Origin of the sequence: Campylobacter sp. 2018MI13, from assembly GCF_018501135.1 — a bacterium.
Lineage (GTDB): Bacteria > Campylobacterota > Campylobacteria > Campylobacterales > Campylobacteraceae > Campylobacter_E.
Map to the genome: position 1 here is coordinate 16,438 of NZ_JAHCZC010000016.1, position 11,237 is coordinate 27,674.

Sequence of the window (11,237 nt, forward strand, 5' to 3'; positions counted from 1 at the left end):
AAGGTTATTTTTTTAATTCGTTAGCTTTATCGCAACCAATTGCTAAGCCAAAAGAACAAGCTAATTGATAGTAATAACCTGCTGCTTGAATGTTTTGAGAAGTTGAAGTGCCTTGTAATAAAACATTTGCAATATTTAAACAAGAGCTTGCATTTTTGTTAGTAATGCAGTTAGTTTGCTCGTCTTTTAAGCTAGGATTTAAAGCAGTTTGTAAAGCAAGATTCATTAAATTGCTTTTTACAACTTCATTTTCTTGACTAACACAAGCACTAAAAACAAATAAAGAACTTGTAATTAAAATTAATTTTTTCATATAATCTCCTTAAAAAATCGCTAATTATATGCAAAATAACATAAATTTATATTAATTTTGTATGATAAATAAAATTTATTTTAAAGGCTTTTAAATGACATTTTCAGAAATTATTTTAAACTTACAAAAGTATTGGTGCGAGCAAGGTTGTGCTTTAATTCAGCCTTATGATTTTCCTGCAGGTGCAGGGACTTTTCATCCACAAACATTCTTAAAATCACTTGGAACAAAACCACATAATGTTTGTTATGTTGCTCCATCTCGCCGTCCAACTGATGGAAGATACGGAGAAAATCCAAATCGTTTAGGTGCTTATTATCAATTTCAAGTATTAATGAAACCAAGTCCAGCGAATATTCAAGATTTATATTTAAATAGCTTAAAAGTTTTAGGAATTGATTTAAATAAACACGATGTAAGATTTATAGAAGATAACTGGGAAAGCCCATCTTTAGGAGCTTGGGGGCTTGGCTGGGAAGTATGGCTTGATGGAATGGAAGTTACTCAATTTACTTATTTTCAACAAGTTGGTGGATTTTCTTGTGATTTAATTAGTGCAGAGATTACTTACGGACTTGAACGCTTAGCAATGTATATTCAAGATATTGATAATGTTTATGATATTAATTGGGGCGGTGGGCTAACTTATGCTGATGTTCATAAGCAAGGTGAGTTTGAATACTCTAAGTTTAATTTTGAATTAGCAAATGCTTCAAGACTTAAAGAAATGTTTGATATTTCATATAATGAAGCAAGAAGTGTGCTTGATAGTGGTTATTCACTACCTGCGTATGATTATTGTCTAATGTGTGCGCATTTATTTAATACCCTTGATGCTAGGGGTGCAATTAGCGTTACTCAAAGACAAGATTTTATGCTAAAAATAAGAGAACTTAGCAAAGATTGTGCTAGTGTATATTTAAAAAGCCAAGAGAATTTAAAATAAATTACAATTTGCTTATTTTGGTTTATATTGATTTTTCAATATAAACCAAGTAAAAATATTAAAATCAAATTCCATAAACTAAAAAATTGAATATTTAATTTTGTTACTTTTAGTAACAAATAAATGGTTAAAACAAAAGCAAACTCATCTTTTTCAATCTAAAATATTAAAATAAAATCACTATTTAAAATTAGGAGTTTAAAGGTGATTAGTAAGGTTTTAATAGCAAATAGGGGAGAAATTGCTGTTCGTATCATAAGAGCTTGTAGGGATTTGCATATTCAAAGTGTAGCTATCTATACAAAGCCTGATGAAAATTGTCTGCATGTAAAAATCGCAAGTGAAGCAAAATGTATAGGTGAAGATGCCATTAAGGGCTATTTAGACGCAAAAATAATAATCCAAACTGCAAAAGAATGTGGTGCTGATGCAATCCATCCTGGATATGGATTTTTAAGTGAAAATTATGAATTCGCAAAAATGGTAGAAGATGCAGGATTAATTTTCGTTGGACCAAAATCTCAAGTTATTAAAAATATGGGAAATAAAAATATAGCAAGAGAATTAATGCAAAAAAACGGCATTCCAGTAGTTCCAGGAACAAAAGTATTAAATGAATGCAAAGAAGAAGAAATAAAAGAATTTGCCAAAAAAATTGGCTATCCTGTAATATTAAAAGCTAGTGGCGGTGGCGGTGGTCGTGGGATTAAAGAAGTCTGGAATGAAGATGAATTAATACCTGCATTTAATACTTGTAAAAGAGAAGCTAAAGCATATTTTAATAATGATGATGTCTTTATGGAAAAACTCATAGAAAATCCACGCCACATAGAATTTCAAATATTAGGCGATAATTATGGCAATATAATTCATTTATGCGAAAGAGATTGTTCTATTCAAAGACGCCATCAAAAAATAATAGAAATCGCACCTTGTCCATCAATAAGCGAGCATTTAAGAAAAAGTATGGGAGCTACTGCAGTAGCAGCTGCAAAAGCGGCTGGATATACTAATGCAGGAACGGTTGAGTTTTTGTTAGATGATTACAATAGATTTTATTTTATGGAGATGAATACTAGAATACAAGTTGAACACGGCGTTACAGAAGAGATAACAGGGGTTGATTTAATAGTAAGGCAATTAAGATATGCAGCAGGACAAATTCAAGAATTAGAACAAAGTGATATTAAATCAAATGGCTTTGCTATTGAAGCTAGAATTACTGCAGAAGATGCTAATAAGAATTTCATACCAACACCAGGAATGGTTACAGAATACTATCCTGCTTTAGGACCTTCAGTTAGGGTTGATAGCCATCTTTATAAAGGTTATAAAATCCCGCCATTTTATGACTCTTTAGTCGCAAAATTAGTTGTAAAAGCGTCTAGTTATGATTTAGCGGTAAATAAATTAGAAAGAGCTTTAGAAGAATTTACAATAGAAGGCGTAAAGACAACAATTTCATTTTTAAAAACTATTGCAAAAAGTAAAGAATTTAGAAAAGGTATTTTTGATACGAGTTATATAAAAACAAATTTAGAAAAAATTCTAAGCAATATTGATGATAAAAATAAAAAAGATAAAGATGAAATAATCGCTTCAATTTGTGCGGCATTAAAAGATAAATTAAATTAAAGGAGAGAAAAATGGCTAAAAAATATATAGATATTATGGATACAAGTTTTCGTGATGGCTTTCAATCAGTTTATGGAGCTAGAGTTTTAATGAATGATTTTTTCCCAGCATTACAAGCTGCAAAAGAAGCTGGGATAAGGCATTTTGAATTTGGTGGCGGGGCAAGATTTCAAAGCCTTTATTTTTATACAAACGAAGACGCATTTACTATGATGGATAAATTCCGTGAAATTGTAGGAGATGGTATTAATCTTCAAACCCTTGCTCGTGGAGTAAATACCGTTACACTTGATACTGGTAGTCGTGAAATAATAGATTTACACGCAAAATTATTCGCAAAACACGGAACTACTACGATTAGAAATTTTGACGCTTTAAATGATGTTGAGAATTTAAAATATAGTGGCGAAAGAATAGTGCATTATGGTTTAAAACACGAAATTGTAATAACTATGATGGATTTACCAATAGGTTGCAAAGGCGCTCACGATACTAAGTTTTATGAAAAAACCTTAAAAGAAATTTTAAAAGCTAATATCCCATTTCATAGCATTTGTTTTAAAGACGCATCAGGGACAAGTAATCCACAAAAAGTATATGAAACAATAAAAATGGCTAGAAAACTTTTACCTGCAAATACTCATATTAGACTTCATACTCACGAAAGTGCAGGTGTTAGTGTAGCTTGTTATTTAGCAGCACTTGAAGCTGGTGTTGATGGAATTGACCTTGCAGCAGCTCCTGTTAGTGGTGGAACAAGTCAGCCTGATATTCTTACAATGTTACACGCTGTAAAAGGTAAAAATTATGATTTAGGTGGGCTTGAAGTTGAAAAAATCTTAAAGTATGAAGAAGTATTTAAAGATTGTATGAAAGATTATTTTATGCCACCTGAAGCTATACAAGTTAGTCCATTAATACCGATTTCACCTATGCCAGGTGGGGCATTAACAGCGAATACTCAAATGATGAGAGATAATAATGTATTAGATAAATTCCCTGATACTATAAAAGCTATGAGCGAAGTGGTAAAAAAAGGTGGCTTTGGAACTAGCGTAACTCCTGTTAGTCAATTTTATTTCCAACAAGCATTTAATAATGTAATGTTTGGCGAATGGAAAAAAATCGCAGAAGGCTATGGCAAAATGGTTTTAGGCTATTTTGGAAAAACCCCTGTAGCACCAGATCCAAAAATAGTAAAACTTGCAAGCGAACAATTAAATCTAAAACCAACAAAAGAAAAAGCAATAGATTTAGCCGACCTTGATGAAACCAAATCACTTAAATACATTGAAAAAATACTTAAAAAAGAAGGTATTTTAGTAACTGATGAAAATCTATTCATAGTTGCAGCTTGTAAAGAAAAAGGATTAGCATTTTTAAAAGGTGAAGCAAAAGTCAATGTTAGAAAAATTTCTCAAAATACTAAATCAAATTCTAACAATCTTTATTCAGTGCAAGTCAATGATAAAACTTATGATGTAGAAATTGAAAAAGACAAAATTTTAGTAAATGGCAATAGCTACGAAGTAAAAGTAAAAGAAAAAGAAAATACTTCAAAAATTATTGAAAAACAAGAAATTTCACAATCAATAGCTAATGATAAAAGCATTTTAGCCTCAATGTCAGGAAATGTGTTTAAAGTGCTTGTAAAAGCAGGAGATAAAGTAAAAGCAGGGCAAGAATTATTTATTCTTGAAGCTATGAAAATGGAAGTTTCAATTGAAGCAACGAGTGATGGAACAATAGATAAAATACTTGTAAAACAAGGAGATAATGTAGAAGCTATGCAAATTTTAGCTAGTTTAAAATAAATTTTAGAATCTGTTTTGACAGATTCTAATATATCTTTAAGTTAATATTTTAAGTATTTTTTATATAAAAACTATGAGTTAATGCAACCGCCATTGCGTCGGTTATATCAAGTGGTTTTATTTCTTTATTGATTTTTAAAAGCTTTTTAACCATAAAAGCTACTTGTTCTTTCTCTGCTTTTGCTTTGCCTGTGATTGTTTTTTTAACTTGTAAAGCTGTATATTCACTAAAATTCCCATAAGTTTGCAAGATTTTAAGCAGCATTGCTCCACGAAATTGTGCGAGTTTTAAAACACTTTGCGGATTATAAGCAAAAAATATATTTTCAACTGCCACACTAGCATTTGGAACTTTTTTAAAAATCATTTCTAAAGCTTCGTTTAATTCTAAAATATTATCTATTAATTCTTTACTCTTAAATCTTATTAAACCTGCTTCTAAAAGAGTATTTGTGCTGCCATTTTTTTCTAAAAGACAATATCCACAAAATCTAGTTCCTGGGTCAAATCCTAAAATTTTCATATGTGAAATCCTTGTGAAATTTAAAATTATTTTTTTATGAAATGCTTATTATTACGATAAATTTCTTAATGAAATAGAATTTCACATAAACTGATTTTTATAGAATTTCACGAAAATTTATAAGAATTTTAAAAATTACAATAAAAATTCATAAAAAAATTTCACTAAATTAAAGAATTTTTTAAAGAGCTTGTGAAATTTATGATGAAATATTGTAAATTGTTTGTATATTTTTGGTATATTTTTTCACTATTAAAAGCATTGATATATAGGTGTTTTAAATATTTTTAAACAAATATTACTAGATTTTCACATCATCAAAGGTAATAACAAAAAAGAGGAATAAATGTTAAATAAAATTCTAGAAGAATTAAAAGTATTAATTGGAGAAAATCAATATAAAAATTATTTTGAAATTTTACAAATTAATGAAAGCAAAAATAATGAAATAATTCTAAATGCACCTAATCAATTCATAGCTAAACATATTCAAACAAAATACCAAAGCATATTAGAAAAAATAGCAGAAAAAACAAATAGTAAAAAATATAAAATTACAATTCAAGTAAATAATGAAAAAATAAACAAACCACAAGAAACTCAACCAATAGTAGCTAAAAAACAAATTTCAATATTAAATCAAAGCCTTACTTTTGATAATTTCATAGTAGGACAAAGTAATGAGTTTGCTTATAGAATTTGTAAAGCAATAACAGATGAAAATAAATTTGGAAAAGACTTTAATCCAATTTTTATATATTCAAATACAGGTTTAGGAAAAACTCACTTATTACAAGCTAGTGGACATGAATGTTTAGAACTTGGAAAAAAAGTAATTTATAAAACTTCAAAAGGTTTTATGAAAGACTATCAAAATGCAATATTAGCAAATAAATTTGATAGTTTTAATAGTGAATATAAAGATTGTGATTTATTATTAATTGATGATATTCAATTCTTAGGCACTACTGATAAAATACAAGAAGAATTCTTTCATATCTTTAATGATATAGTAGAAAGAAATGGTCAAATAATAATGACTTCAGATGTAGCTCCTATAAATTTAAATGGAATTGAAGATAGATTAAAATCAAGATTTAATAAAGGAGTTCTTGCAAATATTAGTGTCCCTGATATAGAAACCAAAAAAGCAATTATTAAGAAAAAAAGCCTTGTATATGATATAGAATTAAATGATGAAATGATTAATACTATTGCTAATTATATAGGTGAAAATGTAAGGGATTTAGAAGGAATTATAAATTATATTTACGCTTTTCAAAGTATAAGAAAACAAAAAATAACCTTAGATGATTTAAAAAATCAAATAAAAGAATACATTAAAGAAAATCAATCAAATATTGAAATTGAAGATATTTTTGATATAGTAAGTTCAGAATTAAATGTAAAAATAAGCGAAATAAAATCAAGTTCTAAAAAACAAGAAATAGTAAAAGCTAAAAGAATAGTTATATTTTTAACTAAAGAATTAATTTCAAATTCAGTAAGTCAAATAGCAACTCATTTTCAAATGAAAGACCATAGTGCTATTTCAAAACATATTAAAAAAATAAATGAAATGATATGTCTTGATGATGATTTTAGAAGCCTAGTAGAACATTTAAAAAATAAAATAATAAACTCAAAAAATAAAGATTATTAAATATAATAAAGCGAAAAAGGAAGAATATGGAAATACAAATAGACAAAAAGAGATTAGAAAATATAGCTTTAATAGTTAGCAATTATGTTGAGAAAAAAGATAATACAAGTTTAAATTCTAATATTTTATTATTAGCTTATAACAATGAATTAATTTTAAGAGCAAGTGATAGTGAAATAGGAATTGAATATAAAATCCAAGAATGTAATATCATAAATGAAGGGCAAATTTTTATCAATGCTAAAAAATTAATTGATATTTTAAAAAGCCTTGATAATAGCGATATTAAAATCAAAAAATTAGAAAAATCTATCAAAATTACTCAAAATAAAACTAATTTTTCATTGCCAATAAATAGTGAAAATAATTTTTCTTTCTTAGAAGATGAAAATAGTAAAACACCTATTTTAATAAGTGCAAAAGAACTAAATATCGGCTTTAAAATGATTTTACCTGCTGTTGATAATAATGGTATTTCTTTTCAATTTAATTGCTGTTATATAGATATTTTAAAAGATAGCATTGTTTTTGTAGGAAGCGATTCTAAAAGAATTCATAAATATTCATTCATAGCTCAAAATGAATACGAACAAAGATTAATAATTACAAAAAAATCAGCTCAAGAACTACAAAAATTATTAAATGAAGAAGTAAGGGTTTATAAAACAAATAATTATTTAATCATTGAAAATGATAATTTTAAATTCTTTACAAAATTAGCAACTATTGATTTTTTAAGATATGTTGAAGTAATGCCACATAAATTACCTACAAATGAAATTATCATTAAAAACGAAGACTTTTTAAATGAAATAAAAAAACTAAGTGCAGTTTGCACAAAATGTCAAATAGAATTTGAAACCGGTAAAATCACATTTAAAAATAATGCTTTAAGTGATGATTTTAACGAAACAAATGCTACAAGTGAGCTAGAAACAAATATTACTATAGAAGATAAATTTGAAATAAATCTTACAAACAAACATATGATGGATTTTTTACATTTAAATGAAAATGAATATTTCACATTTAAATTCTATTCATCAGCAGCTCCTGTTGTTTTAGAAAGTAAAAATTTCTTATCACTAATATCAGCAAATAAAAACTAAGGATAAATAATGCAAGAAAATTATGCAGAAAGTAAAATTAAAGTATTAAAAGGACTAGAAGCAGTTAGAAAACGCCCTGGAATGTATATTGGCGATACTAACTTTAATGGTCTTCATCATATGGTTTATGAAGTAGTTGATAACTCTATTGATGAAGCTATGGCTGGCTTTTGTAATACTATTGATATTGAAATTACCAAAGAAGGTTCTTGTATAGTTACTGATAATGGTCGTGGAATTCCTGTTGGAATTCACCCAACTGAAAATATCTCAACTCTAACCGTTGTTTTAACCGTTCTTCACGCTGGTGGAAAATTTGATAAAGATACTTATAAGGTTAGTGGTGGTTTGCACGGCGTTGGTGTATCGGTTGTAAATGCACTTTCATCTAAATTAATTGCAACAGTTAAAAGAGATGGAAATACTCATAGACAAGAATTTTCTAAAGGTATTCCAACAAGTGAGCTAGAAATAATCAAAACAACTAATCGCACAGGAACTAGCATAGAGTTTTTCCCTGACCCTGAGATATTTGAAGTAGTTGAATTTGATTATGATACTTTAGCTAAGAGATTTCGTGAATTAGCATATCTAAATCCACAAATTACTATTAATTTTAAAGACCAAAGAAATGGTAAAAGCGAAACTTATCATTATGATGGTGGTATTTCTCAATTTGTAACTGATTTAAATAAAAAAGAAGCTGTTACAAATGTAATTGCATTTAATGATGAAGCAGAAGATGTAGTTGTAGATATTGCACTAATGTATAATGATACTTATAGTGAGACTTTATTTTCATTCGTAAATAACATTAAAACTGCAGATGGTGGAACTCACGAAGCAGGCTTTAGAATGGGGCTTACAAAGGTAATTACAAGTTATATTGAAGCAAATGCAGCTGCTAGAGAAAAAGATATAAAAATAACAGGAGAAGATACTAAAGAAGGGCTTATTGCAATAGTTAGTGTAAAAGTTCCTGAACCACAATTTGAAGGACAAACTAAAGGTAAATTAGGTAGTTCTTATGTTCGTGGTATAGTAAATAAAATTACAAACGATGCTTTAACTAAATTCTTTGAAGAAAATCCAAACGATGCTCGTGCTATTATGAATAAAGCTTTAATGGCTGCAAGAGGTCGTGAAGCAGCAAAAAAAGCAAGAGAATTAACTCGTAAAAAAGAAAGCATAAGTGTAGGGACTTTACCTGGAAAATTAGCTGATTGTTCTTCAAAAGACCCTGAAATTAGAGAAATATATTTAGTAGAGGGCGATAGTGCGGGTGGTTCTGCTAAACAAGGAAGAAATAGGGAATTTCAAGCGATTTTACCTTTAAAAGGAAAAATCTTAAATGTTGAAAAATCACACCTTGATAAAATCTTAAAATCTGATGAAATTAAAAATATGATTACGGCATTTGGTTGTGGAATAGGCGATGATTTTGATATAGAAAAATTAAGATACCATAAAATTATCATTATGACAGATGCTGATGTTGATGGTTCTCATATTCAAACTCTAATTCTTACATTTTTCTTTAGATTTATGCAAGAATTAATTAGAAATGGACATGTATATTTAGCTCAACCACCATTATATCGCTATAAAAAAGGTCAAAGAAAAGAAATATATTTAAAAGATGAAAAAGCTTTAAATGATTATTTGATTGAAACTGGAGTTGAGAATTTAGAATTTAGTGGAATTGGGACAAATGATTTAAAAGATTTCTTAAAAGTTGTAGCAGCTTATAGAAGTATTTTAAATGAGCTTAAAAAACGCTTTAATGTGATTGAATTAATTAGACATTATGTTGAAAATCCTGATATTTTAGCTCTTAATATGCAAGAAATTTTTAAAGTATCAAAAGAATTTTTAGAAGCAAAAGGATTTAATATATTAAATCATTATCTTAGTGAAGATGAGATTAAAATCTATGTTCAAACTCAAAATGGTTTAGAAGAAATAGTTGTAAATAATGATTTATTTTATAGTCCATATTTTGAAGAAGCTTCTTATATTTATAAAAAAATTGAAGAAAGAAATATTTTTAATGATAAAGATTTCTTAGAAGTTCTTGATGAAGTTGAAAAAAATGCTAAAAAAGGAACTTATATTCAGCGTTATAAAGGTCTTGGTGAGATGAACCCAGAACAATTATGGGAAACTACAATGGACCCTGAAAATCGCCGTTTAATTCAAATTAGTGTTGATGATTTTGATAGGGCTAGTGGAGTGTTTAATTTATTTATGGGAGATGAAGTTGAACCTCGCCGTGAATATATTCAAGCACACGCTAAAGATGTAAAACACTTAGATATATGACAATTAGTAAAAAAATTGAAAGAAAAAATAGGCAAGATGCAGCTATTAAGCTCATTATGCCTTTATTACTATTAGTTTTTGCTTTTGTATATTTGCAAGAATTTAACGAAATAGTTTTTAAACCATTAGATATATTAGTAATTTTATGTTTTATATTTTTGTATTTTTATTATTTTGTTTTTGTAATTTATAAATCAGTAAAACATAATGTAATTGATGAAAAAACTGGGACTTTATTACAAAGTGAATTTACAAAATATCTAAATAATGATGATTTTATAGTGGTTTTTACAATTTCTAATATAAACGAAAATAAATTAATGCTAGGGTTTAATAAAAGTGATAGATTGTTAAAAAAATTAATTGATAAATTCTATGCGTGGGATGAAAATCTAATAATAGGTAGGATTACTACTGCTGATTTTATGATTTTAAGTAGTTCAAAGCATAAAACCTTGCAACACGAAATTAAAAAAATATTTTTAGAAATTAAAAGAGAAAGAATAGATGGAGTTGATTTTAAGTGCTATTATTCTATTATAAAATCAAGTATTAATTTTAATAAACTTTATTTAGAAGCACAAAATAGATTAAAAGATGATGTAGATGTAGCTACTGAAAATATCATTACTAATAGTGTTGTAAGCTCTATAAATAAGAGTGATTTTTTCTTAAAAATCCAAAGGCTAGAAGGTGAAGAAGAAATATATTATTTGTATCTTATACACATCTGACGCTGACGACGAATAGAGAGGTGGACATCGCGGTGGAGACAGGTACAGCGAAAAGAAAGAAACAGGAAACAAATGGCGAGGCGGATGTAGGAAAAAGCCAAGATTGTGAAGTATAGAGAGAGAATTGGGGAGTAGATATTACACTTGAGTTTTTTTACACAGGATGACGCAATACGAA

The 11,237-nt window shown here is 27.8% G+C and carries 9 protein-coding genes; 7 read left to right on the forward strand and 2 right to left on the reverse strand.

The window, feature by feature from the left end; translation table 11 throughout:
* Positions 1–4: 4 nt before the first annotated feature.
* Positions 5–313, reverse strand: coding sequence for an SEL1-like repeat protein (locus tag KJQ99_RS02900; protein WP_214116183.1), 309 nt, complete (start codon positions 311–313; stop codon positions 5–7).
* A 94-nt stretch (positions 314–407) separates the two neighbouring features.
* Between KJQ99_RS02900 and glyQ the strand changes: the two genes are divergently transcribed.
* From glyQ to KJQ99_RS02915, 3 genes are all read left to right on the forward strand, one after another.
* Entirely contained in the window at positions 408–1,259 is an 852-nt protein-coding gene (gene glyQ / locus KJQ99_RS02905) for a glycine--tRNA ligase subunit alpha (protein ID WP_214116180.1), read from the forward strand.
* 204 nt (positions 1,260–1,463) lie between these two features.
* On the forward strand, positions 1,464–2,894 hold the full coding sequence (locus tag KJQ99_RS02910; RefSeq protein WP_214119965.1) for an acetyl-CoA carboxylase subunit A: 1,431 nt from the start codon (positions 1,464–1,466) through the stop codon (positions 2,892–2,894).
* Between the two features lie 11 nt (positions 2,895–2,905).
* Positions 2,906–4,708, forward strand: a complete 1,803-nt coding sequence (locus KJQ99_RS02915) for a biotin/lipoyl-containing protein (RefSeq protein WP_214149946.1) — start codon at positions 2,906–2,908, stop codon at positions 4,706–4,708.
* Between the two features lie 49 nt (positions 4,709–4,757).
* Here the strand turns inward: KJQ99_RS02915 and ruvC are convergent, their stop codons facing one another.
* Positions 4,758–5,231, reverse strand: a complete 474-nt coding sequence (ruvC, locus tag KJQ99_RS02920) for a crossover junction endodeoxyribonuclease RuvC (protein WP_214116175.1) — start codon at positions 5,229–5,231, stop codon at positions 4,758–4,760.
* 346 nt (positions 5,232–5,577) lie between these two features.
* On the opposite strand from ruvC, the gene dnaA reads away from it, so the two are divergent.
* From dnaA to KJQ99_RS02940, 4 genes are read left to right on the forward strand one after another with little or no spacing between them, the layout of a single operon-like run.
* Positions 5,578–6,894, forward strand: a complete 1,317-nt coding sequence (gene dnaA / locus KJQ99_RS02925) for a chromosomal replication initiator protein DnaA (protein WP_214116173.1) — start codon at positions 5,578–5,580, stop codon at positions 6,892–6,894.
* 26 nt (positions 6,895–6,920) lie between these two features.
* A complete protein-coding gene (gene dnaN, locus KJQ99_RS02930) occupies positions 6,921–8,003 on the forward strand; it encodes a DNA polymerase III subunit beta (protein WP_214116171.1) in 1,083 nt (360 codons plus the stop codon).
* 9 nt (positions 8,004–8,012) lie between these two features.
* On the forward strand, positions 8,013–10,325 hold the full coding sequence (gene gyrB / locus KJQ99_RS02935; protein ID WP_214116169.1) for a DNA topoisomerase (ATP-hydrolyzing) subunit B: 2,313 nt from the start codon (positions 8,013–8,015) through the stop codon (positions 10,323–10,325).
* The gene (locus KJQ99_RS02940) at positions 10,322–11,059 is read left to right on the forward strand and encodes a hypothetical protein (RefSeq protein ID WP_214149947.1); all 738 of its coding nucleotides are present in this window, start codon (positions 10,322–10,324) and stop codon (positions 11,057–11,059) included. The genes gyrB and KJQ99_RS02940 overlap by 4 nt, the downstream gene beginning before the upstream one ends.
* Positions 11,060–11,237: the final 178 nt, after the last annotated feature.

Coding starts and splice junctions, on each gene's coding strand:
- ruvC (WP_214116175.1), bottom strand. CDS start 5,231: ATGAAAATTTTAGGATTTGACCCAGGAACTAGATTTTGTGGATATTGT.
- KJQ99_RS02900 (WP_214116183.1), bottom strand. CDS start 313: ATGAAAAAATTAATTTTAATTACAAGTTCTTTATTTGTTTTTAGTGCT.
- KJQ99_RS02940 (WP_214149947.1), top strand. CDS start 10,322: ATGACAATTAGTAAAAAAATTGAAAGAAAAAATAGGCAAGATGCAGCT.
- dnaA (WP_214116173.1), top strand. CDS start 5,578: ATGTTAAATAAAATTCTAGAAGAATTAAAAGTATTAATTGGAGAAAAT.
- gyrB (WP_214116169.1), top strand. CDS start 8,013: ATGCAAGAAAATTATGCAGAAAGTAAAATTAAAGTATTAAAAGGACTA.
- glyQ (WP_214116180.1), top strand. CDS start 408: ATGACATTTTCAGAAATTATTTTAAACTTACAAAAGTATTGGTGCGAG.
- KJQ99_RS02915 (WP_214149946.1), top strand. CDS start 2,906: ATGGCTAAAAAATATATAGATATTATGGATACAAGTTTTCGTGATGGC.
- dnaN (WP_214116171.1), top strand. CDS start 6,921: ATGGAAATACAAATAGACAAAAAGAGATTAGAAAATATAGCTTTAATA.